This is a genomic window from Streptomyces sp. LHD-70 (assembly GCF_031157275.1).
Taxonomy (GTDB): Bacteria; Actinomycetota; Actinomycetes; order Streptomycetales; family Streptomycetaceae; genus Streptomyces.
Window position 1 is genome coordinate 39,175 of the sequence record NZ_JAVIFW010000029.1, and the last position, 23,437, is coordinate 62,611.

The following is a 23,437-nucleotide window of genomic DNA, read 5'->3' on the forward strand; positions in this document are numbered from 1 at the left end:
GTGGCTTACGGCGTGTAGTCCTCCAGGCAGAGGGTGAAGGACTCGCTCTTGCCGCCGCTCTGCGTGTACTGCGAGTTGCCCGCGGTGCAGGTGGCCGTGGTGCCGTCCTTCTTGTCCACGACCTTGTACTTCGCCTTGGAGTCGCTGCAGTCGACCACCTCAAGGCCCGGGTCCGTGGTGCTGGCCTCGTCCTCGACGCTCATGCAGTCGCCGACCTCGGCCGCCTCAGCGTCGTTGAGGCTGGTTATCCCGCCGACAATCATCATCGCCACGACGATCACGGCCATGGCGATGTTCTTGGGGGTGGCGAGCTTCGACTTGTTGCTGGCCGGCGGCGGCGGCGCGGCCGGGCCGCCCTGCATGTACGGCGAGGGCTGCTGCTGCGGGTAGCCCTGCGGGGCCTGCCCGCCGTAGGGGTTCCCGCCCTGGGGCTGGCCGTACGGATTCTGACCCTGAGGCGGCGGAGTGGTCACTGGGTTCCCCCTAGAACTGGAAAGACTTGGCGCGTAGTTGACGAACGAAAAGCTATCCGCCCGCGTCTGCGCCCCAGAACCCCGGGTCATGTCTGTGTCATTGATGTGACATTTACTGAGGGCCATTTCGGGACATAAGCCCAGCAATCCCCGCGTACATCAGACCCACCGCCACCACCAGCACCACCGACCTCCCGTCCGGCGGGAGCATCAGGGCGGCCACTCCTGCCGCGCCCACGAAGGCGACGTTGAACAGCACGTCGTAAACGGAGAAGATCCGGCCACGGTAGGCGTCGGCCACCGCGGACTGGACTGCCGTATCCGTGGCGATCTTCGCGCCCTGGGTGACCAGGCCGAGGACGAACGCGGCGATCAGCATCGGGACCGGGGCGAAGGGCAGGCCGAGGGCCGGCTCCAGGACGGCGGCCGCGCCCGCGCACACCGCGATCCAGCCCCGCGGCCCGAACCGCTCGGCGGCCAGCGGCGTCAGGACGGCCGCGGCGAAGAAGCCCGCGCCCGAGAAGCCGACGGCCAGGCCGAGCAGCGCGAGCCCGCCGGCCTCGTCCGAGGACCAGGCGTACCGGCACAGCATCAGGACCATCACGAGCAGCGCGCCGTAGCAGAACCGCATCAGGGTCATCGCCCCCAGTGCCCTTGCCGCAGGCCGCCGTTCGGGGGCGGCGAGGTGCCGTACGCCGTCGATCAGTCCCCTGGCCGTGGACGCGAGGGCCGCTCCGAGGTGCGGTTGGACCTCGTCCGGGTCGGGGCCGAGGAGGGTGCGCGGGATGCGCAGCGCGGCGAGGGCCGAGCAGAGGTAGAGCGCGGCGCCGAGGAGGACGACGAGGGCGTCGGAGTCGGAGCCCGCCAGGCGTACGACGAAGGCGAGGCCGCCGCCGACGGTCGCGGCGAGCGTTCCGGCCGTGGGGGAAAGGGAGTTGGCGATGACGAGCCGCTCGGCGTCGACCACGCGGGGCAGCGCGGCGGAGAGCCCCGCGAGGACGAAGCGGTTGACGGCCGTGACGCAGAGGGCCGAGGCGTAGAACAGCCAGTCGGGGACGCCGCCCAGGATCAGCAGGGCGGTGGCGCAGGCGAGGACCGCACGCAGGAGATTGCCGTAGAGGAAGACCCGCTGCCGTGGCCAGCGGTCCAGGAGGACGCCGGCGAACGGGCCGACGACGGAGTACGGCAGGAGCAGCACGGCCATGGCGGAGGCGACGGCGGCGGGCGAGGCCTGCTTCTCCGGCGAGAAGACGACGTACGTGGCGAGCGCCACCTGGTAGACCCCGTCGGCCGCCTGGGACAGCAGGCGTACGGCGAGCAGGCGCCGGAAGTCCCGGAAGCGCACTAGTACGCGCAGATCACGTACGACGGCCATGGCGCCAAGCCTCACACAACGCGCAGGCCCCCGGGGGGATTTCCCGGGGGCCTGCGATCAAGGAACCTGAGCATCCGGGGCGTGGGCCGTGGATGCGTAAGGCCTCAGAGGTCAGCGCTCGACCTCGCCGCTGATGAACTTCTCGACGTTCTCGCGGGCCTCGTCGTCGAAGTACTGGACCGGCGGGGACTTCATGAAGTAGCTCGACGCGGAGAGGATCGGGCCGCCGATGCCGCGGTCCTTGGCGATCTTCGCGGCGCGCAGGGCGTCGATGATCACGCCGGCCGAGTTCGGGGAGTCCCAGACCTCGAGCTTGTACTCAAGGCTCAGCGGGACGTCGCCGAAGGCGCGGCCTTCGAGGCGGACGTACGCCCACTTGCGGTCGTCGAGCCAGGCGACGTAGTCGGACGGGCCGATGTGGACGTTGTCCTCGCCGAGCTCGCGGTCGCGGATCTGCGAGGTGACCGCCTGCGTCTTGGAGATCTTCTTGGACTCCAGGCGCTCGCGCTCGAGCATGTTCTTGAAGTCCATGTTGCCGCCGACGTTCAGCTGCATCGTGCGGTCCAGGACGACGCCCCGGTCCTCGAAGAGCTTCGCCATGACGCGGTGCGTGATGGTGGCGCCGACCTGCGACTTGATGTCGTCACCGACGATCGGGACGCCGGCCTCGGTGAACTTGTCCGCCCACTCCTTGGTGCCGGCGATGAAGACCGGAAGGGCGTTGACGAAGGCGACCTTGGCGTCGAGGGCGCACTGGGCGTAGAACTTCGCCGCGTCCTCGGATCCGACCGGCAGGTAGCAGACGAGCACGTCGACCTGCTGGTCCTTGAGGACCTGGACGATGTCGACCGGGGCCTCGGCGGACTCCTCGATGGTCTGGCGGTAGTACTTGCCCAGGCCGTCGTGGGTGTGGCCGCGCTGGACCTGGACGCCGCTGTTCGGGACGTCGCAGATCTTGATGGTGTTGTTCTCGCTGGCGCCGATCGCGTCCGAGAGGTCGAGGCCGACCTTCTTCGCGTCCACGTCGAAGGCGGCGACGAACTCGACGTCCTTGACGTGGTAGTCGCCGAACTGGACGTGCATCAGGCCCGGGACCTTCGACGCCGGGTCGGCGTCCTTGTAGTACTCGACGCCCTGCACCAGCGAGGCGGCGCAGTTGCCCACGCCGACGATGGCTACGCGAACCGAACCCATTCCGGTTGCTCCCTGTTCGTTCTCGATGAGGTCCCGCGGATCGCGGGGCTGCCTCACTTGTCGGTGTCGGCGGACGGATCCGGCCGGGAGCTGTCCCGGTTCCGGGGCAGGCCGCCCGCTTTTCCTGAGGTGTCCTGCTGAGCCGAGCCGCCGGGGGCCGACCGCTGCTGGTCGCGTCCCGCCCGCTCGCTCTCGATGAGCTCGTTCAGCCAGCGCACTTCGCGCTCCACGGACTCCATGCCGTGGCGCTGCAGCTCGAGCGTGTAGTCGTCAAGGCGCTCACGGGTCCTGGCGAGGGAGGCGCGCATCTTCTCGAGCCGCTCTTCGAGCCGGCTCCTGCGTCCTTCGAGCACCCGCATGCGTACGTCCCGCGATGTCTGCCCGAAGAAGGCGAAGCGCGCGGCGAAGTGCTCGTCCTCGTACGCGTCCGGGCCCGTCTGGGAGAGGAGCTCCTCGAAGTGTTCCTTGCCCTCCGCCGTGAGCCTGTAGACGATCTTGGCGCGGCGGCCGGCCAGGGGCGCGGCGAGGGGGTCCTCCGGGTGGTTGCCCGGTTCTTCGATCAGCCAGCCGCTCGCGACCAGCGCCTTGAGGCAGGGGTAGAGCGACCCGTAGCTGAAGGCCCGGAACACCCCGAGTGAGGTGTTGAGCCGCTTGCGCAGCTCGTATCCGTGCATCGGGGACTCACGCAGCAGGCCCAGGACGGCGAACTCGAGGATGCCGGAGCGCCTGCTCATCGTCCGCCTCCTCTCGCGACTCTTCGTGCCGCACACGCTGTGCCGCACTCGTGGTGCCGGGACTCTTTATGCCGAGCTGATGTATCGACTCGATACATCAGCACGATAGAACGGCCCTCCGAAGGCAGCAAGTGGGGTCACGGTGAACGGCGTCACATCACTGATTCGTGGGAAGCAAGTTGCCTGATTTGGGGTGAACTTCAGGGCTAGGAGGGTTTTGGCGGTGCGTAGTGTGTGCGCCATGCAGAGCACCGGGAACCACGAGGCGCCAAACGGCGTCGTCGTCCCTGGTGTAGTGCGGACGAGATCCTTCCGGGACGCGTCCGTGCTTCGGGGGGACCGGAAATCACCTGCCGCTTCCAGGCGCGCGACTTCGCGCCTGCCCGAGGAGTAGTCGTTCGATGAGCGAGCACCGTCGCAAACCGCCGCAGTCGCAGGGCGGCGGACGTGCCGCGGTCAGGCGCGGCGTCACCGGATCCTCCGGTCGGCGCGCAGCACCGCGGAGTGCCACAGGGTCTCCTTCCGGTTCGTACGAGTCGCAAGGCTCGTCGTCCGCCGGACAGGAGCAGCCGTACGAGGGCCGGGCCGCGGCCCGGCGTGCAGCGCAGCGTTCCGGCGGAGGTCGCCGACGCGCGGCCGAGGGCGCCGCAGTCGGCGCCGCAGCCGGCGCCGGAGCGGGGCGCGGAGCCGTCGGGGGCGGTGGCGGCCGTCGCGGTGGCGGCGGTCCCGGTGGGCCGGGTGGTCCCGGCGCCGGTGGTCCGGGCCGCGGCCGGGGTGCCGTGCCTCCGGGCAAGCGGCGGATCATCGACTACCCGCGGGCCGGCAAGCTCGGCTGGCGCAGGTTCGTGCCGTCCTGGAAGCAGGTCACGGGCACGTTTGTCGCGTTCTGCGCGGCGATGATGCTCGCGGGAGGCATCGCGTACGCCCTGGTGGAGATCCCGGACGTGAAGAAGGCGGAGGCGCAGACCAACGTCTTCTACTGGGACGACGACACACAGATGGCGGCGACCGGTGGTACCGAAAACCGGCAGATCGTTCCGATCTCCCAGATTCCCGAGAACATGCGCAATGCGGTCATCTCGGCCGAGAACGCCACGTTCTACGAGGACAGCGGTATCGACCCGATGGGTATCGGCCGCGCCGTGTTCAACATGGCGACCGGCGGCGAGACCCAGGGTGGCTCGACCATCACGCAGCAGTTCGTGAAGAACACCTACCTGGACCAGAGCCAGACCCTCACGCGTAAGGCGCGCGAGCTGTTCATCTCCATAAAGGTCGGCGCGGAGATGGAGAAGGACGATGTCCTCGCCGGTTATCTGAACGCCGCGTACTACGGCCGCAACGCCTACGGCATCCAGTCGGCGGCGCAGGCGTACTTCGACAAGGACGCCGAGAAGCTGTCCCTGAGCGAGAGCGCCTTCCTCGCCTCCGTCCTCAAGGGCCCGAACCTCTACAACCCCGACGGCGGCGTCGGCGCCAACGCGACGGCCAAGGCCAACACCAAGCGGGCGCACGCGCGTTGGGAGTGGATCCTCGACCGGATGGTCGAGACCGGGAACCTGGACAAGTCAAAGCGGGACCAGGTCACCAAGTTCCCCAAGCTCACGAAGCAGAAGTCCTCGCTGTCCGGCCAGACCGGCTACCTCGTCGACACGGCCAAGGACTATGTGACCACCAAGCTCAAAATCTCCCCGGAGGAGCTGGAGCAGGGCGGATACAAGATCCACACGACCTTCGACAAGACGAGGGTCAAGCAGATGGAGAAGTCCGTCGAGAAGACCAAGAAGGCCTTCCTCGATCCCGACAAACGGTCCAGAGACAAGTTCGTGCAGTTCGGCGCGGCCTCCGTGGACCCGAAGAGCGGAGCCATCGTCGCGCTGTACGGCGGCGAGGGCATGGACAAGGGGCACTACACCAACAACGCCAACACCCGTGGTGTGCCGGTCGGTTCGACCTGGAAGCCATATGTGCTCGCGTCCGCCATGGAGGAGGGCACGGTCGAGAGCGGTGGGACGCCCCTGTCGCCGGAGAGCCTCTACAACGGTGACGACCAGCTGATCATCAACGATCAGAACGGCGATCCGATCAAGGACGCCGAGGGCAATCCGTTCCGGCAGAAGAACGAGAGCGACCGGATGTGGGGCAAGGTCACGCTCCGCAAGGCGATGGAGCAGTCCATCAACACCCCGTTCGTGCAGCTCGGCATCGATGTGGGCCTCTCCAAGCAGCGGGACCTTGCCAAGCGCACCGGCATCCTGGAGGAGAGCTTCGACAAGGGGAACCTGGGCAACGCCTCGTTCTCCCTCGGTACGTCCACGCCGAGCGCGATCCGGATGGCCGACTCGTACGGCACGTTCGCGGCCGAGGGTGCGCACTACGAGCCGTACTCCGTGTCCAAGGTGACGCTCACCAAGAACGGCGAAGTAACGCACTTCGACGAATTCGAGAAGCCCAAGCGGGAATCGGCGATGGACGCCAAGGTCGCCAACAACGTCACCGACGTCCTGCAGGACGTGATCAAGACCGGTACCGGCAAGAAGATCGCCGACATCGGCTTCCCCGTGGCCGGCAAGACCGGTACCACCGACAAGAACAAGTCGGCCTGGTTCGTCGGCTACACCCGGGAACTCTCGACCTCCGTGACGCTCTTCCGTACGGATCCCAAGGAAGGCGAGCTGCTGTCCATGAACGGCACCGGTGGTGTGCCGTCCATTCACGGTGGTGACATTCCGGCGCAGATCTGGAAGGACTACATGAAGGCCGCCATGAAGGGCACCACGCCTGAGCCCTTCCCGGAGGCCGAGAAGATCGGCGAGATCGTCGGCAAGCCGACCGCACCGCCCTCCCCGACCGAGACGGCGGACCCGGAGGACAGCGCCACGGCCACACCGACGGAACCGGACCCCTCCGGTTCGCCCAGCGGCGAGCCGAGCCCCGGCGAGACCTGCGACCCGTTCGACTGGAAGTGCAACCAGAACGGCGGCACGACCGACGGCGGTACGGACACCGGCGGGGCCAACGGCGGCGCCACCGGCGGCGAAACCACCACTCCGGAACCGCCCACTGGGGGCGGAGACGGTGGGGACAACGGCGGAGGCGGATTCTTCGGCGGCCCGGCCGGCCGACCGGAGGAGTAGCCCCCCGCGGCCGCTGACGACCGGAGGACCGGCCTCCGCGGCCACTGAAAGGCCGACCCGACACGGACGCTGAAAGCCGACCCGACGCGGACGCGTGTTTCACGTGAAACGAGGGCCGTCGCACCCCAGGGTGCGGCGGCCCTCCGCATGTCCCCAGGCCCGTACGGCAGGATGAGCCCATGACGAGCAGCACGAGCCCGAACCCGAGCGCGCCGCACTCGCAGCCCCAGGGGGACGGTGCGTCCGCCCTCGAATCCACGGGGCCCGCCCCGGTGGTCGCACCCACCAGACAGGACGAAGTCGCCCGGGCGGGCAGCGAGTTGATCGGTGGGCCGCTGGGGCGCAGGGTGCTGTTCGGGGCGGGGTGGTGGACCCCGGTGCGGGTCATCGCGCTCGTCGCCATCGGGATGTTCGCGCTCGGCATGGTGCAGAAGCTGCCCTGCTACAACGGCGCGTGGTTCTACGGCTCCGGCTCGCAGTACACGCACGCCTGCTACTCCGACATCCCGCACCTCTTCGCCGGACGCGGCTTCGCCGAAGGCCTCGTGCCGTACTTCGACAAGCTCTCCGGGGACATGGAGTACCTCGAGTACCCGGTCCTCACCGGGGTCTTCATGGAGGTGGCCTCCTGGGTCGTGCCCGACGGCGGCACGATTCAGCACCGTGAGCAGATTTACTGGCTGGTGAACGCCGGGATGCTGATGGTGTGCGCCGTCGTCATCGCGGTCTGCGTCACCCGTACCCACCGCCGCCGCCCCTGGGACGGCCTCCTCGTCGCGCTCGCCCCGGCCTTCGCGCTCACCGCGACCATCAACTGGGACCTGCTCGCCATCGCCCTCACGGCGGCGGCCATGCTGATGTGGTCGCGGGGGCGGGCGGTGGCTTTCGGTGTGCTCCTCGGCCTCGCGACCGCCGCCAAGCTCTATCCCGTACTGCTGCTCGGGCCGCTGCTCGTGCTGTGCCTGCGGGCCGGGAAGTGGCGGGAGTTCCTGGCCGCGGCCGCCGGGACGGCCGGCTCCTGGCTGGTCGTCAACCTGCCGGTGATGCTGCTCGCGCCCGACGGGTGGAAGAAGTTCTACACGTTCAGCCAGGAACGCGGCGTCGACTTCGGCTCGTTCTGGCTGATCCTGCAGCAGCGCAGCGACAACGCGCTCGACACCGACACCGTCAACACCCTCGCGACGCTTCTGATGGCCCTGGCCTGCCTCGGTATCGCCGCGCTCACCCTGACTGCCCCGCGCAGGCCCCGCTTCGCCCAGCTCGCCCTGCTCGTCGTCGCCGCGTTCATCCTGACCAACAAGGTCTACTCACCGCAGTACGTGCTCTGGCTGATCCCGCTCGCCGCGCTCGCCCGGCCGCGCTGGCGGGACTTCCTGATCTGGCAGGCCGGAGAGGTCGTCTACTTCCTGGGGATCTGGTTCTACCTCGCCTACACGACCAGCGGCGACCAGCATCAGGGCCTCCCGCAGGAGGGCTACCAACTCGCGATCCTGGCGCACCTGTTGGGCACGCTGTACCTCTGCGCCGTGGTCGTACGCGACATCCTGATGCCCGAGCGGGACGTGGTCCGCCGCGACGGCTCCGACGACCCCTCGGGCGGCGTCCTCGACCGGGCGCCCGACGCGCTCGTCCTGGGCAGAGCGGCCCACCCGCCCCGGCACGCCGCAGCGACGGTGAGCAGCGGTCCGTACGTCGCCTGGGGCGCCGAGCAGAGCGCCGCGGGGGACGTTCGCCCTGAGCGAAACTAGGCGAAGCTGAACTTGGACCGGCGCTGTCAGCGCAAGGCACAAGCGAAGGGCCGGTCGCGGAGTCCGCGGCCGGCCCTTCGTCGTACTCGGATGATCAGCGGTCGACCAGGCGGTCGAACTGCGTCGTGGTGTGCCGGAGATGGGCCACCAGCTCCTCGCCGACCTTCGGCTCCGGCGCGTCCGACGGCACGAACAGGATCGACACCTGCATGTGCGGCGGCTCCGCGAACCACCGCTGCTTGCCCGCCCAGACGAAGGGCGCCAGGTTCCGGTTGACCGTGGCGAGGCCGGCGCGGGCCACACCCTTGGCGCGGGGCATCACACCGTGCAGCGCCTTCGGCGCCTCCAGGCCCACGCCGTGCGACGTACCGCCCGCGACGACGACCAGATAGCCGTCCGATGCGGTCTTCTGCTGGCGGTAGCCGAAGCGCTCGCCCTTGGCGACGCGGGTCACGTCGAGGACGGAGCCGCGGTACTCGGTCGCATCGTGGTCGCCCAGCCAGAGCCGCGTACCGATGCGCGCGCGGAAGCGGGTCTGCGGGAACTGCTGCTGCAGCCGGGCCAGTTCGTGCGCCGAGAGGTGGCTCACGAACATGGTGTGCAGCGGCAGCCGGGCCGCGCGCAGCCGGTCCATCCACAGGATGACCTCCTCGACGGCGTCCGAGCCGTCGGTGCGGTCGAGGGGCAGATGGATGCCGAAGCCCTCCAGGCGTACGTCCTCGATGGCCGCGTGCAGCTGCCCGAGCTCCTGCTCGCTGACGCCGTGCCGCTTCATCGAGCTCATGACCTCGATGACGACCCGGGCGCCCACCAGGCCGTGCACGCCCTCCACGGACGAGACCGAGCGGATCACACGGTCCGGCAGCGGAACGGGCTCCTCGCCCCGGCGGAACGGTGTGAGGACGAGCAGGTCCCCGCTGAACCAGTCCTTGATGCGGGCCGCTTCGTAGGTCGTGCCGACGGCGAGCATGTCGGAGCCGAAGCGGGTCGCCTCATCCGCGAGCCGTTCGTGCCCGAAGCCGTAGCCGTTGCCTTTGCAGACGGGCACGAGTCCCGGGAACTGTTCGAGCACCTGCTTGTGGTGTGCCCGCCAGCGCGTGGTGTCGACGTAGAGCGTGAGCGCCATGGCCGGTCCCGGAACCTTTCTTGTGTGCCGTATGTGTCTGCGGTCTTTGGAGTGTGGGGGTAATTGTGCTCGGTCAGCGCTTCGACATGTAGATCTCGAGCGCCTTGTGCAGCACCTTGTTGAGCGGGAAGTCCCACTCGCCGATGTACTCGACGGCCTCGCCGCCGGTGCCGACCTTGAACTGGATCAGGCCGAAGAGGTGGTCGGTCTCGTCCAGGGTGTCGGAGATGCCACGCAGGTCGTAGACGCTCGCGCCGAGCGCGTACGCGTCCCGCAGCATCCGCCACTGCATCGCGTTGGACGGCCGCACCTCACGCTTGTGGTTCACGGAGGCGCCGTACGAGTACCAGACGTGGCTGCCGACGGTCAGCATCGTCGCCGCGGCCAGCGGCTCGCCCTCGTGCTTGGCGATGTAGAGCCGCATGCGGTTGGGGTCCTCGGCGTTGAGGGCCTTCCACTGCCGCTGGAAGTAGCTGAGCGGACGCGGCCGGAACCGGTCACGCTCGGCCGTGATCTCGTACAGCTCCTGCCAGACCGGAAGGTCGTCGTAGCCGCCCTGGACGACCTCGACGCCGGCCTTGTCGGCCTTCTTGATGTTGCGCCGCCAGAGCTGGTTGAAGCTCTTCTGCACCTCGTCGAGCGAGCGGTTGGCGAGCGGCACCTGGAACACATAGCGCGGCTGTACGTCACCGAAGCCGGCGCCGCCGTCCTCGCCCTGCTGCCAGCCCAACTTCCGCAGCCGGTCGGAGACTTCAAACGCACGCGGCTCGATCACATCGGCCTCGACGTCCCGCAGACGCTTTACGTCAGGGTCCTGGATGCCCTTCTTGATGGACGGCGCCTGCCAGCGGCGGATCACGACCGGCGGGCCCATCTTCACTGAGAACGCGCCCTGCTGCTTCAGATGCGCCAGCATCGGGTTCAGCCAGTCCTCGAGGTTCGGCGCATGCCAGTTGATGACCGGGCCCTCGGGGAGGTACGCGAGGTAGCGCTTGATCTTGGGCAGCTGGCGGTAGAGCACCAGGCCGACGCCGACCAGCTCACCGGCCTTGTCGAACCAGCCCAGGCACTCGGAGCGCCATTCGTTCTTCACATCAGCCCACGCCGGGACCTGGCAGTGGCTAGCCGACGGCAGGCTCTGGATGTACTCCAGATGCTGCTCTCGGCTGATGGTCCTCAGGGTCAGGCTCATGCGGGGCGCTCCTCGGCTGGTGTGTCCCCATGGGGCAGGGGCTTCCGGCTCACCCGCCGAAGCCTACTGCGCCCGGGGAGCGCCCCGACTGGCCGTATGGCCGTATACGCAGGCTCGGGCTGCCCGGGGAGTTTCCCGGGCAGCCCGAGCCTGCGTTCTGTCGGGGCGTCAGCCGAAGAGTCCCCCGAACAGCCCGCCGTGCGCCATGCCCAGGAAGAAGCCGATGGCCGCGGCGCCGAGCCCGATCACCATCAGGAAGCGTTCGCGCGTGGTCTCGCTGATGTACTGCCCGTACCCGCCCGTGATGATCCCCACGAGCCCGGCCCAGGAGCTGAGCAGATGCAGGTGGTGGAACATCGCCGTGACGAAGGCGACGAGCCCGAGGATCAGCGTCACGGCGAGGAGCGTGTCCTGGACGGGGTGTGGTTTCCCGTCCGTGGCGAGGAGGGAGCTTGCCGTGTTCCTGCGCATTGCCTGTGCCATGAGGCACCTCCTGGCAAGAGGGCGGCGCATCGTAGCGCCATGGACACCCGATGTGTACAGATTGCGGCCCCTGACCTCTTGATTTCAACCGGAAGGCGACGTGCGGGTACTCTGTACCGTCTGCACCGGTGTCTGCCCAGGCCACAGCACGCGCCCCGTTCGCGGGAGCCGATTGTCAGTGGTGGCCGATACCGTTGCGTACGCATCACGACCCTCCTGCCACGGAACGACCGTGGCCGCTGAGTCCAAAGGAGGTGGGTTCTACATGCGTCACTACGAGGTGATGGTCATCCTCGACCCCGATCTCGAGGAGCGCGCTGTCTCCCCGCTGATCGAGAACTTCCTCTCCGTCGTCCGTGAGGGCAACGGAAAGGTCGAGAAGGTCGACACCTGGGGCCGTCGTCGTCTCTCGTACGAGATCAAGAAGAAGCCCGAGGGCATCTACTCGGTCATCGACCTGCAGGCCGAGCCTGCGGTCGTCAAGGAGCTCGACCGCCAGATGAACCTGAACGAGTCGGTCCTCCGGACCAAGGTCCTCCGTCCCGAGATGCACTGAGCTTCTTAGCTCAGCGGTATCCGGGATTCGAGTAGCAGCAAGCAGCCAGCAGCAAACCCGCCGAGAGGTACCCCCATGGCAGGCGAGACCGTCATCACGGTCGTCGGCAATCTTGTCGACGACCCCGAGCTGCGCTTCACCCCCTCCGGTGCGGCGGTCGCGAAGTTCCGTGTCGCGTCCACTCCCCGCACTTTCGACCGGCAGACCAATGAGTGGAAGGACGGCGAGAGCCTGTTCCTGACCTGCTCGGTCTGGCGTCAGGCGGCGGAGAACGTCGCGGAGTCGCTCCAGCGCGGCATGCGCGTCATCGTGCAGGGCCGTCTGAAGCAGCGGTCGTACGAGGACCGCGAGGGCATCAAGCGCACGGTCTACGAGCTGGACGTCGACGAGGTCGGCGCCAGCCTGCGCAACGCAACGGCCAAGGTCACCAAGACCAGCGGTCGCGGTGGCCAGGGTGGTTACGGCGGCGGTGCCCAGCAGGGCGGCGGCGGTGGCGGCTGGGGCGGAGGCCCCGGTGGCGGTCAGCAGCAGGGTGGCGGCGGTGCTCCCGCCGACGACCCCTGGGCGACCGGTGCGCCAGCCGGCGGCGGTCAGCAGGGTGGCGGCGGTGGCGGCTGGGGCGGAAGCTCCGGCGGCTCCGGCGGCTCCGGCGGCGGCTACTCGGACGAGCCCCCCTTCTAGGGATCGCTCCCTCACGGGGCGTGGCTCGCATCCACACTTCTTGATCACACAGGAGAAACACCATGGCTAAGCCGCCTGTGCGCAAGCCGAAGAAGAAGGTCTGCGCTTTCTGCAAGGACAAGGTCACGTACGTGGACTACAAGGACACGAACATGCTGCGGAAGTTCATTTCCGACCGCGGCAAGATCCGTGCCCGCCGCGTGACCGGCAACTGCACCCAGCACCAGCGTGACGTCGCTACGGCTGTGAAGAACAGCCGTGAGATGGCGCTGCTGCCCTACACGTCCACCGCGCGATAAGGGAAGGGTGACCGAAACATGAAGATCATCCTCACCCACGAGGTCTCCGGCCTCGGTGCCGCGGGCGACGTCGTCGACGTCAAGGACGGTTACGCTCGCAACTACCTGATCCCGCGGAAGTTCGCTATCCGCTGGACCAAGGGCGGCGAGCAGGACGTGGCGCAGATCCGCCGCGCTCGCAAGATCCACGAGATCCAGACCATCGAGCAGGCCAACCAGATCAAGGGCCAGCTCGAGGCCGTCAAGGTTCGCCTTGCCGTCCGCTCCGGCGAGGCCGGTCGCCTCTTCGGTTCCGTCACCCCGGCTGACGTCGCTTCGGCGATCGAGGCCTCCGGCGGCCCGAAGATCGACAAGCGTCGCGTCGAGCTGGGCTCGCCGATCAAGACGCTGGGCGCCCACGAGACGTCCGTGCGCCTGCACCCCGAGGTGGCCGCCAAGGTCAACATCGAGGTCGTCGCCGCGTAAGCGTCGCGCTCGGCATTGCTGAGTCGAAGAGTTGGGCCCGCACCTTTCGGGGTGCGGGCCCAACTCTTTTGTTTGTACGAGGGGTTGGAGGCGGGGCGGGACGTTCGGCCGGTGTGGCGCTGTTTCACGTGAAGCGGCGGGAGTTCGGCCGGGTGCGGCGCTGTTTCACGTGAAGCGGCGGGAGTTCGGCCGGGTGCGTCGCTGTTTCACGTGAAACGTCAGCGTGTGGCGCCCGTGACGATCCAGCGCCCCGAGCGGGCACGCAGCCACAGGGTGATCATCCGCACCGCCATCATCAGCGCCATCGCCCCCCACAGCGCGGTCAGTCCACCGCCGAAGGACGGTACGAGCAGGGCGACCGGAGTGAAGACGGCCAGCGTGGCGAGCATCGCCCAGGCCAGATACGGGCCGTCGCCCGCGCCCATCAGTACACCGTCGAGCACGAAGACGACACCGGAGACCGGCTGGGACACGGCCACCACGAGCAGGGCGATGAACGCGGCGTCCTGGACCGAGGTGTCGCTGGTGAACAGCGGCAGGAAGACCGGCCGCGCGGCGACCACAAGGAGCCCCAGCACGACACCGGAAGCGACACCCCACTGCACCATGCGACGGCAGGCGTCGCGGGCGCCGTCGGTGTCGCCCGCGCCGAGATAGCGGCCGATGATCGCCTGCCCGGCGATGGCGATCGCGTCCAGGGCGAAGGCGAGCAGGCTCCACAGGGTCAGGATGATCTGGTGGGCGGCGATGTCGGCGTCCCCGAGGCGCGCGGCGACCGCGGTGGCAATGATCATGATCGCCCGGAGCGAGAGCGTACGGACGAGGAGCGGGGCCCCGGCCTGGGCGCAGGCGCGGATTCCGGCGGCGTCCGGGCGCAGCGAGGCGTGGTGGCGTCGGGCCCCGCGGACCACGACGACGAGGTACGCGACCGCCATGCCGACCTGCGCGATGGCCGTGCCCCAGGCGGATCCTGCGATGCCGAGCCCGGCGCCGTAGACGAGGCCGACGTTCAGCAGGGCGTTGGCGACGAAGCCGGCGATGGCGACGTAGAGCGGGGTCTTGGTGTCCTGGAGTCCGCGGAGGACACCGGTGGCGGCGAGGACGACGAGCATGGCGGGGATGCCGATGGCGGAGATCCGCAGATACGTGATCGCGTGCGGGGCCGCGGTGGCGGAGGCGCCGAAGAGGTCGATGACGGCTGGGGCGGTCGGCACGATGATGGCGACGACCGCGATGCCGATGAGCAGGGCGAGCCAGATGCCGTCCATGCCCTGGCGGATCGCGGACTGCATGTCGCCGGCGCCGACCCTGCGGGCGACGGCGGCCGTCGTCGCGTAGGCGAGGAAGACGAAGATGCTGACGCCCGTCATCAGGAGGGCGGAGGCTACGCCGAGGCCGGCCAGCTGGGCCGTGCCGAGGTGGCCGACGATGGCGGTGTCGGCCATGACGAAGAGGGGCTCGGCGACCAGCGCTCCGAAGGCCGGCACGGCGAGCGAGACGATCTCGCGATCGTGCCGTCTGCGGACGGCCTTGGGGGTGGAAGGAGCCTGAGTCATGGGCTCCAATGTAATCTTCCACAGGTAATGGACGCAATGTGATTCTGACCCTTACGGCCGTGCTGGCCGGGGTCGTCGCGCGGCGTCGGTCGCCCTGATCTTGGCCCGGTTCCAGAACTTTTTCCTATGCACAGCCGGGGGACAACAAAAGCCCAGGTCAGTGCCTGTTCTTCGGGAGGCCTGAGGGCTTGTTCACAGCGCTGTCCACCGGGTCGTGCACAGGATTCGGCGAGTTCTCCACAGCATCGGGTCCTTCATCCACAGGGCCTGTGGATAACCAGATTGGCTGACGGTGCCCGCGGGCCTACCGTGGTCCGGCGCCCGCCCCGTTTTCCGCTCCAGGAAACCCCCGCATAACCAACGCGACAGAAGCGGAGTTGGCTCTCTGGTTTGTCAGTGCCGTGCCGTAGAAAGAGTGGCACGGCGAGGTCCGCTCGGCGGACGGGAGGAGGTGGCCCGGTGACTGTTTCCGAGCCCTTGGAAGGCCCCTGGGCCGACAGCGGTCCCGGTGACCGGCTGCCCGTCACCCGCCAGCGCAGGGACGGCGGCCGCGGCCGCGACGACCAGCACGACCGAGGCGGGGACGGCCCGTGGGACGGCGGCTCGGCCTTCGAGCGCGTGCCCCCGCAGGACCTGGACGCCGAGCAGTCGGTGCTCGGCGGCATGCTCCTCTCCAAGGACGCCATCGCCGACGTCGTGGAGGTCCTCAAGGGCCACGACTTCTACCGGCCAGCGCACGAGACGATCTACCAGTCGATCCTCGATCTGTACGCGAAGGGCGAGCCCGCCGACCCGATCACCGTGGCGGCCGAGCTCACCAAGCGCGGCGAGATCACCAAGGTCGGCGGCGCCTCCTATCTGCACACCCTGGTCCAGACGGTCCCGACGGCGGCGAACGCCGAGTACTACGCGGAGATCGTCCACGAGCGTGCCGTGCTCCGCCGCCTGGTCGAGGCCGGCACACGCATCACGCAGATGGGATACGCGGCCGACGGCGACGTCGACGAGATCGTCAACAGCGCCCAGGCCGAGATCTACGCGGTCACCGAGCAGCGCACCACCGAGGACTATCTGCCGCTCGGCGACATCATGGAGGGCGCGCTCGACGAGATCGAGGCGATCGGCTCCCGCTCCGGGGAGATGACCGGTGTGCCGACGGGCTTCACCGATCTCGACCAGCTCACCAACGGCCTGCACCCGGGCCAGATGGTCATCATCGCCGCCCGTCCCGCCATGGGTAAGTCCACGCTGGCGCTCGACTTCGCGCGGGCCTGCTCCATCAAGCACAACATGCCGAGCGTGATCTTCTCGCTCGAAATGGGGCGCAACGAGATCGCGATGCGTCTGCTCTCCGCCGAGGCGCGGGTGGCGCTGCACCACATGCGCTCCGGCACGATGACCGACGAGGACTGGACCCGCCTCGCCCGCCGGATGCCCGACGTCTCGGCCGCCCCGCTCTACATCGACGACTCCCCGAACCTGTCGATGATGGAGATTCGCGCCAAGTGCCGCCGCCTGAAGCAGCGCAGCGACCTGAAGCTCGTCGTCATCGACTACCTCCAGCTGATGCAGTCCGGCGGCTCCAAGCGTGCCGAGAGCCGCCAGCAGGAGGTCTCGGACATGTCGCGAAACCTCAAGCTCCTCGCCAAGGAGCTGGAGCTCCCGGTGATCGCGCTCTCGCAGCTGAACCGTGGCCCCGAGCAGCGCACGGACAAGAAGCCGATGGTCTCCGACCTGCGTGAGTCCGGCTCCATCGAGCAGGACGCGGACATGGTCATCCTGCTGCACCGCGAGGATGCGTACGAGAAGGAGTCGCCGCGCGCGGGCGAGGCGGACATCATCGTGGGCAAGCACCGTAACGGCCCGACGGCCACGATCACGGTCGCCTTCCAGGGCCACTACTCGCGCTTCGTGGACATGGCGCAGACCTGATGGATCGGTTCAGCGCTCCCTGCCGGAAGGCGGGACCCGCTCCAACTCCGCTTCCTGGCGGGCCCGGCGCCCGATCTCGGTGATGCGGCGCACCGAGCATCGCTCCGCTTCGGAAGCGCCCCACGGCGGCGGCCGCGCTGGGCCCTGGCGGCTGCGGAGCCGGAGTGCTGCCCCCGCCGACGAGGGCTTGGCGCAGGAGCAATTCGGCGATCTGGCCCGGGGGTTGGAGGGCGAGAGCTGGCAGCGGAGGCTCAGACCGAGGGGCGAGGCGCTGGAGGGCTGGCGGCGTGACGAGGTGGCGAGGCACCGGAGGGCTGGCGCCGCGATGAGGCCTTCGGCGTCGTCGCCTATCTGACGCTGGACGAGATGAGCCGGGTGGCCGACGCGATCCGGCAGGCGCTCGTGCCCTGTCAGGACCGTGAGCAGCGCCCGTTGGCCCGGCCGGAAGGAGTGCGACGGGTCGCGCTCATCAGCCGGTTGTTCCCCTTGCTGCCCGCGCAGGGCGATGTGCTTTCGGCACAGGGCGACGTGGCGCCCGCGCATAGCGACGAGCTGCCCGAGCACGGCGACAGGGGGCAGCAGGCGTAATCCGCTCGACTGAACCCCGAACCTGCCGGTGAACTGGGGGCATGACTTTCGACGACCTCGCATTCGCGGAGCTGCTTCCCTCCACGCGCCGCGCCCTGCTCCACCGGACCGCCACGGCACAGTCGGAGGGCCGGGCGCCCTCGCTCGTCGCCGCCGTCGTACGGGACGGGAAAATCGTCTGGCGCGGGGGGCGGGGTTCCGTGGCGGGGCAGGTGCCGGACGCCGACACCCAGTACCGCATCGGGTCGATCACCAAGACCTTCACCGCCGTCCTGGTGCTGCGGCTGCGCGACGAGGGCCTGCTCGACCTCAACGACCCCCTGGCCAAGCACCTGCCGAGCGCGGGACTCTGCGCGGGCGTCGACGAGGTGACCGTAGGCCAACTGCTTGCCCACACCGGCGGGTTGGCCGCCGAGGCACCCTCGCCCTGGTGGGAGAGGACGCCCGGCACCGTGCGCCCCGAGCTCGCGGACGTGCTCGGCGAGGAGCCGCTCCGGCACCCGACTGGGCGGCGGCACCACTACTCCAACCCCGGTTACACCCTGCTCGGCTCACTCGTGGAGGAGCTGCGCGGTGCGCCCTGGGAGGAGGTGCTGCGTACGGAGGTGCTCGAGCCGCTCGGGCTGCACCGCACGAGTGCGCAGCCGAAGGCGCCGTACGCGCAGGGGCTGGCCGTGCACCCCTGGGCCGATGTGCTCCTTGCCGAGCCGGTGGAGGACCTCGGCCTGATGGCGCCCGCCGGTCAACTCTGGTCGACCACCGATGACTTGGCGCGCTTCGCGGTGTTCCTGGCGCAGGGCGACGAGCGGGTGCTGAGCGCGGAGTCCGTACGGGAGATGCGTACGCCGGCCGCGCCGCCCGAGGCGGGGGACCGTTACCTGGATTACGGCCTCGGCGTGCAGCTGCTGAACCTGGAGGAGCGGACGCTGGCCGGGCACATGGGCTCGCTGCCGGGGTTCCTCGCCGGGTTGCTGTTCAGCGCGGAGGAGGGAGTCGCGGCCGTCGCCCTGGCCAACTGCACCTCGGGCCCGCTGCTCGGCACGCTGGCGGCCGAGCTCGTCCAGACGGTCATCGAGGCGGAACCGCGCATCCCGGAGCCCTGGCGGCCTGCGGCCGAAGTCGACCAGGGTGTGCTGGAGTTGGCGGGGTCCTGGTACTGGGGGACGCACGCCTTCGGGCTGCGGCTGCGCGGAGACGACGGGCTCGAACTCGGCCCGCTCTCGGGGACCGGCCGCGCGGCCGGGTTCCGTGCGGAGGTCGACGGCACCTGGACCGGACTCAACGGGTACTACGCGGGGGAGACGCTGCGTGCGGTGCGGCGGGAGGACGGCTCGGTGAGCCATCTCGACCTCGGCTCGTTCGTCTTCACACGTGAGCCGTACGAGGCGGGGGCACCGGTGCCGGGCGGGGTGGACCCGCGGGGCTGGTTCGGCTTGGGCTGAGTGCGCGGGCGGCCAGGCGTCTGTCGGGCTCTCTCCGTCGGGCTCCCCTCGGTCGGGCTCCCTCGGTCGGGCTCCCTCGGTCGGGCTCGTGTTTCACGTGAAACGTGAGCCCGACGCCTACAGAACCCGCCCCGCAACGCCGCCCGGCCCGGCCGCCCCGCAACGCCGCCCCATGCCGCCGCCCCGCCCCGCCTCAGTCGAGCCGCAGCTTGAACCCCAAGTGGGACGCCTCGAAGCCGAGGCGCTCGTAGAAGCGGTGGGCGTCGATGCGGGTGGCGTCGGAGGTCAGCTGGACCAACTGGCAGTCCTGGCGCCGGGATTCATCGACCGCCCACTCGATCAGGAGCGTGCCGAGACCGCTGCCGCGTTCCTCGGAGTGGATGCGTACCCCCTCGATGATCGAGCGGGTGGCGCCTCGCCGGGACAGCCCGGGGATGACCGTGAGCTGGAGCGTGCCGACGACCCGGTCCTCGCGTACGGCGACCACCAGGTGCTGGTTGGGGTCGCCGGCCAGGCGCGCGAAGGCCCGCTCGTACGGGGAGAGGTCGTCCGGGGACTCGCGCTGGGCGCCCAGGGGGTCGTCGGCGAGCATGGCCACGATGTCCGGCAGGTCGTCGGCGGTGGCGGGGCGGATCGTGAGGTCTCCCATGGGGCGGCAGCCTACGCGCAGGCCGGGCCGCGCCCCAGGGGCCGGAGCGGCAGCCGCCTCAGGCTGCCGTCGCCGGGGCGTTCAGGGACTCGACTGCCCTGACCAGCGGGGCCAGTTCGGGGTTCTCGGCGGCTTCGTCGAGGGCCTCGCGCAGGGCGGTGTCGTTGGTCGGGCGGGCCTCGGCGAGGAGTTGGGAACCGGCCTCGCTGACGTCGGTGTAGATGCCGCGGCGGTCGGTCGGGCAGAGGTAACGGGAGAGCAGGCCGCGGTCCTCGAGGCGGGTGACGAGGCGGGTGGTGGCGCTCTGGCTGAGCACGACCGCGTCGGCGACCTGCTTCATCTGGAGATGGCCGCCCGGTCCGTCGTGCTGGCGGCCGAGGACGTCCAGGAGCGAGTACTCGCGGACGCTCAGCTGGTGCTTGGACTGGAGAGCCCGCTCGATGTGCGCGTCGATCTTGCCGTGGAGCAAGGAGAGGGCGCACCAGCCCTGTGAGAGAGCGGTCAGTGCGGGGTCCGTCGCTGTCATGGCTCCTGCCTCCCTGCCTGAGTGGGGCGCCGTCCCGGCGCGGCTGACGCCCAGGATAGACCACGTGTGAAATAGCCTGCGCTTGCAATTAAAGAGCGTCTGCAATTATTGTGGGCGCTCGTAAGGTGCAGGCGCATCTTGCGCTTGTGAGCCGCAGGCACACCCTGACCGCCTCTGGCATTCGCCTGGCACTCCTCTGACCGGCACACCCTCTGGGAAGGTGAACCCCCATGCCTCTCGCACTCCTCGCCCTGGCGATCGGGGCCTTCGGTATCGGCACAACCGAGTTCGTGATCATGGGGCTCCTGCCCGAGGTGGCGGCCGACTTCGACGTCTCCATTCCGCTCGCCGGGTATCTGGTGACGGGCTATGCGCTCGGCGTCGTCCTGGGCGCTCCGCTGATGACGGCGCTCGGCACGAAGATCTCGCGCAAGCGGATGCTGATGCTCCTGATGGTGCTTTTCATCGTCGGCAACGTCCTCTCCGCCCTCGCCCCCGCCTTCGGCGTGATGCTGGCCGGCCGCGTGGTCGCCTCACTCGCGCACGGTGCGTTCTTCGGTATCGGTTCGGTCGTCGCCGCAGATCTGGTCGTGCCCGAGAAGAAGGCAGGCGCCATCGCGATGATGTTCACCGGCCTGACCGTCGCCAATGTCGTGGGCGTCCCGCTCGGCACGTTCGTCGGGCAGAGCATGGGCTGGCGCGTCACCTTCGGCATCGTGGCCCTGCTCGGCGTGCTCGGGCTGCTCGGTGTGGCCAAGCTGGTCCCGGACATGCCGGGGCCCGAGGGCGTACGGCTGCGCCATGAGCTGGCCGCGTTCCGCAATGCGCAGGTGCTGCTCGCCATGGCGATGACGGTGCTCGGCTTCGGCGGGGTCTTCGCCGCGATCACCTACATCACGCCGATGATGACCGAGGTCGCCGGCTTCGCCGATGGCTCCGTCATCTGGCTGCTCGTCCTGTTCGGCGTGGGGATGGTCGCGGGCAACCTCGTCGGCGGCAAGTTCGCCGACCGCGCCCTGATGCCGCTGCTCTCCATCTCGCTCGGTGCGCTGGCCGTCGTGCTCGCCCTGTTCACGCTCACCGCGCACAACAAGATCACCGCAGCCGTGACCATCATGCTGATCGGCGCCCTGGGCTTCGCGACCGTGCCCCCGCTCCAGAAGCGCGTCCTCGACCACGCCTCGGGCGCTCCCACTCTGGCCTCGGCCGTCAACATCGGCGCCTTCAACCTGGGCAACGCCCTGTCCGCCTGGCTCGGCGGCCTGGTCATCGCGGCCGGGTTCGGCTTCACCTCGCCGAACTGGGTGGGCGCCGTGCTCGCCGCGTCCGCCCTCGTCCTGGCCGTGCTCTCCGCCGTACTGGAGCGCCGCGCGTCCGGCACCACCCGGGTCGTCGCCTCCGGGACCCCGGCCGACCAGGACGCACTCGTCGGCTGAGGCGCAGGCGGTCGGCCGCCACGGCAGCCGTCGACAAGGCGGCCGGGCGACACGGCGGCCTGCCGGTCGGCGCGGTGGTCGAATCGCCGGTCGGGCCCGCTCAGCCGGCGGCGACCGTCAGCGGCGCGAAGCGTCGCGTCCAGTCGCCGGGCAGGTCGGGGATGCCGTACGTCATCACCGAGTTGAAGCCCCAGGACTCCAGGCCCTGGGGCTTCAGCCATGCCAGGAGCTCCTCGTGGCGTACGTCGATATCGGTACGCAGCGGCCGGTCGGTGTGTGCGGCCAGGTCGGCGACGAGGGCCTTGGCCGTCTCCGTGTCCCGCGCGATCAGCGGGCCGACGACATGCGTGTCCATGTTCGGCCAGGCCGCCGCGTACCCGATGATCTCGCCGCCGTCCTCGGCGACCCGCAACTGGTCGGCGAAGGCGGGGAGTCGGGTGATCATGGGGGTCCGGTCGGTGCCGAACACCTCGCCGTCCAGGCGCAGGATCGCCTGCAGATCCTCGGCGGTCGCGGGCCGGGTGGGCACGGTGGGGGCCGGGCCCGAGGGGCGGAAGGGGCCGCGCAGCATCTCGGCGCGGCCGGTTGTCTTGAAACCGAGCTCTTCGTACAGCGGCCGCCCGTACTCCGTCGCGTGCAGCGTGAGCGGGGTCGAGCCGACGGCGTCGAGGACATGCCGCATCAGTCGGCGGGCGACGCCCTGGCGTGCGTGGCGTTCGGCGACGAGGACCATGCCGATGGCCGCCAACTCCGGCCGCTCATAAGGGCCGTACGACGTGACGACGCAGGCGCTGACCAGACCGCCCTCGGGGTCGTCGATGCCATGGCCGGTGCCGGCGGAGAGCAGCAGGCCCCACTTGTGTTCCTCGCGGGGCCAGCCGCGATTCTCGGAGAGGTCCGCGCACGCGGTCAGATCGCGCGGGGTGAGTCGGCGGACGGGCAGCGTGGAGAGCGAAGGTGTCGACACGCGGGTCAGGCTGTCTGACGTACGCCCCTGCCGTCCACCGCATTACGTGATGTGGGCCGGTGCTTTCGGCCACGCTTCGTCAGGCCCCAGGGCTTCAGCACGGAGATCACCGTCATGAAGAGATACGCGGACAGGGAGACGATGGGGCCGGCCACCAGATCCGAGGGGTCGACCAGCGGGGAACCCGAGGCGACCGTCTCCGCGGCGCTCGTGACGCCCGGACGCAGCGCGAAGACCGACGCGGCGGTGGTGGCGAGGGTCAGCCAGAACTTCGTATAGACCCAGCGGTGCCGTGCGAGTCCCCAGGGCGTACCCAGGGACAGGACGAGGCCGCTCAGCAGGGTGAGCAGAGCGAGCGGGATGACCAGCCAGTCCGCGAAGAGTTTCATGGAGCGGACGGTGGCCTCGGTCATCGCCGGGGAGTCGGTGGTGATCGCCGTGATCGCGAGGGCCAGCAGACCGAGCGTCAGCCCGAGCCAGCCGGCGGCGGCGACTACATGGACAGCGAGGGTGGCCCGTCGTGCGGGGCGGTCGAGTTTCACGTGAAACACGGTCCCGCTGCGGCGCGGGTGCGCGCGTCTGACGTGGGGAGTAAGCACGGGTACTCACGGGGGCGTACCGCCTCTGCTGCTGCGCACTGCGTGGGGCGTGGCTGGTGGCGGAGGCGTACCGAGGGTGTCTTGTGAAATGACGTGCGCAGAGGGGCAATTGAGAAATTACGCGGATCGTCCCGACGAATTCCGAACGTGGGGTGAGGGGCTTGTGCGCTCTGCTACTGCCGGTATGGTCGACTCCGGTTGAACAGGGGGCGCTAGGCGCGGGCACGCGGCAGAAGGGCATTGAGGCCAGGGAAAACACGGGTGGCAGCCTGCGGGGGC

Annotated in this window: 22 protein-coding genes; 10 read left to right on the plus strand and 12 right to left on the minus strand. The window is 69.3% G+C overall.

Annotated features, from left to right (window positions below; all coding sequences use genetic code 11):
* Positions 1-5: 5 nt before the first annotated feature.
* From RCO28_RS35400 to RCO28_RS35415, 4 genes are all read right to left on the minus strand, one after another.
* Positions 6-473, minus strand: coding sequence for a hypothetical protein (locus RCO28_RS35400; RefSeq protein WP_308945476.1), 468 nt, complete (start codon positions 471-473; stop codon positions 6-8).
* Between the two features lie 112 nt (positions 474-585).
* Positions 586-1,848 carry an MFS transporter gene (locus tag RCO28_RS35405; RefSeq protein WP_308945477.1) on the minus strand — a complete coding sequence of 421 codons (1,263 nt, stop codon included), beginning with the start codon at positions 1,846-1,848 and terminating at the stop codon, positions 586-588.
* 111 nt (positions 1,849-1,959) lie between these two features.
* Entirely contained in the window at positions 1,960-3,042 is a 1,083-nt protein-coding gene (locus RCO28_RS35410; protein ID WP_308945478.1) for an inositol-3-phosphate synthase, read from the minus strand.
* 53 nt (positions 3,043-3,095) lie between these two features.
* The gene (locus RCO28_RS35415) at positions 3,096-3,776 is read right to left on the minus strand and encodes a PadR family transcriptional regulator (RefSeq protein WP_308945479.1); all 681 of its coding nucleotides are present in this window, start codon (positions 3,774-3,776) and stop codon (positions 3,096-3,098) included.
* 401 nt (positions 3,777-4,177) lie between these two features.
* Between RCO28_RS35415 and RCO28_RS35420 the strand changes: the two genes are divergently transcribed.
* Together RCO28_RS35420 and RCO28_RS35425 are read left to right on the plus strand one after the other, a co-directional pair.
* Complete coding sequence (locus RCO28_RS35420; RefSeq protein WP_308945480.1) at positions 4,178-6,913, plus strand: transglycosylase domain-containing protein; 2,736 nt, start codon at positions 4,178-4,180, stop codon at positions 6,911-6,913.
* 179 nt (positions 6,914-7,092) lie between these two features.
* A complete protein-coding gene (locus RCO28_RS35425; RefSeq protein ID WP_308945481.1) occupies positions 7,093-8,661 on the plus strand; it encodes a glycosyltransferase 87 family protein in 1,569 nt (522 codons plus the stop codon).
* A 94-nt stretch (positions 8,662-8,755) separates the two neighbouring features.
* On the opposite strand, the gene RCO28_RS35430 is transcribed toward RCO28_RS35425, so the two are convergent.
* The 3 genes from RCO28_RS35430 to RCO28_RS35440 form a co-directional block, all read right to left on the minus strand.
* Positions 8,756-9,787 (minus strand): alanine racemase, encoded by a 1,032-nt coding sequence (locus RCO28_RS35430; protein ID WP_308945482.1) that lies wholly within the window; start codon positions 9,785-9,787, stop codon positions 8,756-8,758.
* Between the two features lie 73 nt (positions 9,788-9,860).
* On the minus strand, positions 9,861-10,979 hold the full coding sequence (locus RCO28_RS35435; protein ID WP_308945483.1) for a peptidoglycan bridge formation glycyltransferase FemA/FemB family protein: 1,119 nt from the start codon (positions 10,977-10,979) through the stop codon (positions 9,861-9,863).
* Between the two features lie 168 nt (positions 10,980-11,147).
* Positions 11,148-11,462 (minus strand): hypothetical protein, encoded by a 315-nt coding sequence (locus RCO28_RS35440; protein WP_308945484.1) that lies wholly within the window; start codon positions 11,460-11,462, stop codon positions 11,148-11,150.
* A gap of 265 nt (positions 11,463-11,727) precedes the next feature.
* On the opposite strand from RCO28_RS35440, the gene rpsF reads away from it, so the two are divergent.
* The 4 genes from rpsF to rplI all read left to right on the plus strand — a co-directional run bounded on the left by rpsF (position 11,728) and on the right by rplI (position 13,463).
* Positions 11,728-12,018 (plus strand): 30S ribosomal protein S6, encoded by a 291-nt coding sequence (gene rpsF, locus RCO28_RS35445; protein ID WP_016644628.1) that lies wholly within the window; start codon positions 11,728-11,730, stop codon positions 12,016-12,018.
* Positions 12,019-12,093: 75 nt separating this feature from the next.
* Positions 12,094-12,699 carry a single-stranded DNA-binding protein gene (locus tag RCO28_RS35450; protein ID WP_308945485.1) on the plus strand — a complete coding sequence of 202 codons (606 nt, stop codon included), beginning with the start codon at positions 12,094-12,096 and terminating at the stop codon, positions 12,697-12,699.
* A 62-nt stretch (positions 12,700-12,761) separates the two neighbouring features.
* On the plus strand, positions 12,762-12,998 hold the full coding sequence (gene rpsR, locus RCO28_RS35455; protein ID WP_003949403.1) for a 30S ribosomal protein S18: 237 nt from the start codon (positions 12,762-12,764) through the stop codon (positions 12,996-12,998).
* An 18-nt stretch (positions 12,999-13,016) separates the two neighbouring features.
* Complete coding sequence (gene rplI, locus RCO28_RS35460; protein WP_282536413.1) at positions 13,017-13,463, plus strand: 50S ribosomal protein L9; 447 nt, start codon at positions 13,017-13,019, stop codon at positions 13,461-13,463.
* Positions 13,464-13,681: 218 nt separating this feature from the next.
* Here rplI and RCO28_RS35465 read toward each other — a convergent pair whose 3' ends face one another.
* Positions 13,682-15,019 carry an MATE family efflux transporter gene (locus RCO28_RS35465; protein WP_308945486.1) on the minus strand — a complete coding sequence of 446 codons (1,338 nt, stop codon included), beginning with the start codon at positions 15,017-15,019 and terminating at the stop codon, positions 13,682-13,684.
* A gap of 459 nt (positions 15,020-15,478) precedes the next feature.
* On the opposite strand from RCO28_RS35465, the gene dnaB reads away from it, so the two are divergent.
* The 3 genes from dnaB (at position 15,479) to RCO28_RS35480 (ending at position 18,981) form a co-directional block, all read left to right on the plus strand.
* Positions 15,479-16,951, plus strand: a complete 1,473-nt coding sequence (dnaB, locus tag RCO28_RS35470) for a replicative DNA helicase (RefSeq protein ID WP_308945487.1) — start codon at positions 15,479-15,481, stop codon at positions 16,949-16,951.
* Between the two features lie 366 nt (positions 16,952-17,317).
* Positions 17,318-17,539 (plus strand): hypothetical protein, encoded by a 222-nt coding sequence (locus RCO28_RS39540; protein ID WP_374991310.1) that lies wholly within the window; start codon positions 17,318-17,320, stop codon positions 17,537-17,539.
* Between the two features lie 41 nt (positions 17,540-17,580).
* Positions 17,581-18,981 carry a serine hydrolase domain-containing protein gene (locus tag RCO28_RS35480; protein ID WP_308945488.1) on the plus strand — a complete coding sequence of 467 codons (1,401 nt, stop codon included), beginning with the start codon at positions 17,581-17,583 and terminating at the stop codon, positions 18,979-18,981.
* A 193-nt stretch (positions 18,982-19,174) separates the two neighbouring features.
* Here RCO28_RS35480 and RCO28_RS35485 read toward each other — a convergent pair whose 3' ends face one another.
* Positions 19,175-19,630, minus strand: a complete 456-nt coding sequence (locus RCO28_RS35485; protein WP_308945489.1) for a GNAT family N-acetyltransferase — start codon at positions 19,628-19,630, stop codon at positions 19,175-19,177.
* A 58-nt stretch (positions 19,631-19,688) separates the two neighbouring features.
* Positions 19,689-20,156 carry a MarR family transcriptional regulator gene (locus RCO28_RS35490; RefSeq protein WP_308945490.1) on the minus strand — a complete coding sequence of 156 codons (468 nt, stop codon included), beginning with the start codon at positions 20,154-20,156 and terminating at the stop codon, positions 19,689-19,691.
* 230 nt (positions 20,157-20,386) lie between these two features.
* Here RCO28_RS35490 and RCO28_RS35495 point away from each other — a divergent pair, with 230 nt between their 5' ends.
* Positions 20,387-21,592, plus strand: a complete 1,206-nt coding sequence (locus RCO28_RS35495; protein WP_308945491.1) for an MFS transporter — start codon at positions 20,387-20,389, stop codon at positions 21,590-21,592.
* A gap of 100 nt (positions 21,593-21,692) precedes the next feature.
* Here the strand turns inward: RCO28_RS35495 and RCO28_RS35500 are convergent, their stop codons facing one another.
* Both RCO28_RS35500 and RCO28_RS35505 read right to left on the minus strand, forming a co-directional pair.
* Positions 21,693-22,559, minus strand: coding sequence for a GNAT family N-acetyltransferase (locus RCO28_RS35500; protein ID WP_308945492.1), 867 nt, complete (start codon positions 22,557-22,559; stop codon positions 21,693-21,695).
* 5 nt (positions 22,560-22,564) lie between these two features.
* On the minus strand, positions 22,565-23,101 hold the full coding sequence (locus RCO28_RS35505; protein ID WP_308945493.1) for a DUF2269 domain-containing protein: 537 nt from the start codon (positions 23,099-23,101) through the stop codon (positions 22,565-22,567).
* Between the last annotated feature and the right edge of the window lie 336 nt (positions 23,102-23,437).

What these genes read in the sequence shown, in the direction of transcription:
- RCO28_RS35415 (WP_308945479.1), bottom strand. Translation starts at nt 3,776, where the DNA reads ATGAGCAGGCGCTCCGGCATCCTCGAGTTCGCCGTCCTGGGCCTGCTG.
- rplI (WP_282536413.1), top strand. Translation starts at nt 13,017, where the DNA reads ATGAAGATCATCCTCACCCACGAGGTCTCCGGCCTCGGTGCCGCGGGC.
- RCO28_RS35430 (WP_308945482.1), bottom strand. Translation starts at nt 9,787, where the DNA reads ATGGCGCTCACGCTCTACGTCGACACCACGCGCTGGCGGGCACACCAC.
- RCO28_RS35420 (WP_308945480.1), top strand. Translation starts at nt 4,178, where the DNA reads ATGAGCGAGCACCGTCGCAAACCGCCGCAGTCGCAGGGCGGCGGACGT.
- RCO28_RS35465 (WP_308945486.1), bottom strand. Translation starts at nt 15,019, where the DNA reads ATGACTCAGGCTCCTTCCACCCCCAAGGCCGTCCGCAGACGGCACGAT.
- RCO28_RS35440 (WP_308945484.1), bottom strand. Translation starts at nt 11,462, where the DNA reads ATGGCACAGGCAATGCGCAGGAACACGGCAAGCTCCCTCCTCGCCACG.
- RCO28_RS35485 (WP_308945489.1), bottom strand. Translation starts at nt 19,630, where the DNA reads ATGGGAGACCTCACGATCCGCCCCGCCACCGCCGACGACCTGCCGGAC.
- RCO28_RS35410 (WP_308945478.1), bottom strand. Translation starts at nt 3,042, where the DNA reads ATGGGTTCGGTTCGCGTAGCCATCGTCGGCGTGGGCAACTGCGCCGCC.
- rpsR (WP_003949403.1), top strand. Translation starts at nt 12,762, where the DNA reads ATGGCTAAGCCGCCTGTGCGCAAGCCGAAGAAGAAGGTCTGCGCTTTC.
- RCO28_RS35480 (WP_308945488.1), top strand. Translation starts at nt 17,581, where the DNA reads ATGACTTTCGACGACCTCGCATTCGCGGAGCTGCTTCCCTCCACGCGC.
- RCO28_RS35435 (WP_308945483.1), bottom strand. Translation starts at nt 10,979, where the DNA reads ATGAGCCTGACCCTGAGGACCATCAGCCGAGAGCAGCATCTGGAGTAC.
- RCO28_RS35450 (WP_308945485.1), top strand. Translation starts at nt 12,094, where the DNA reads ATGGCAGGCGAGACCGTCATCACGGTCGTCGGCAATCTTGTCGACGAC.
- RCO28_RS35490 (WP_308945490.1), bottom strand. Translation starts at nt 20,156, where the DNA reads ATGACAGCGACGGACCCCGCACTGACCGCTCTCTCACAGGGCTGGTGC.
- RCO28_RS35425 (WP_308945481.1), top strand. Translation starts at nt 7,093, where the DNA reads ATGACGAGCAGCACGAGCCCGAACCCGAGCGCGCCGCACTCGCAGCCC.
- RCO28_RS35405 (WP_308945477.1), bottom strand. Translation starts at nt 1,848, where the DNA reads ATGGCCGTCGTACGTGATCTGCGCGTACTAGTGCGCTTCCGGGACTTC.
- RCO28_RS35495 (WP_308945491.1), top strand. Translation starts at nt 20,387, where the DNA reads ATGCCTCTCGCACTCCTCGCCCTGGCGATCGGGGCCTTCGGTATCGGC.
- rpsF (WP_016644628.1), top strand. Translation starts at nt 11,728, where the DNA reads ATGCGTCACTACGAGGTGATGGTCATCCTCGACCCCGATCTCGAGGAG.
- RCO28_RS39540 (WP_374991310.1), top strand. Translation starts at nt 17,318, where the DNA reads ATGAGCCGGGTGGCCGACGCGATCCGGCAGGCGCTCGTGCCCTGTCAG.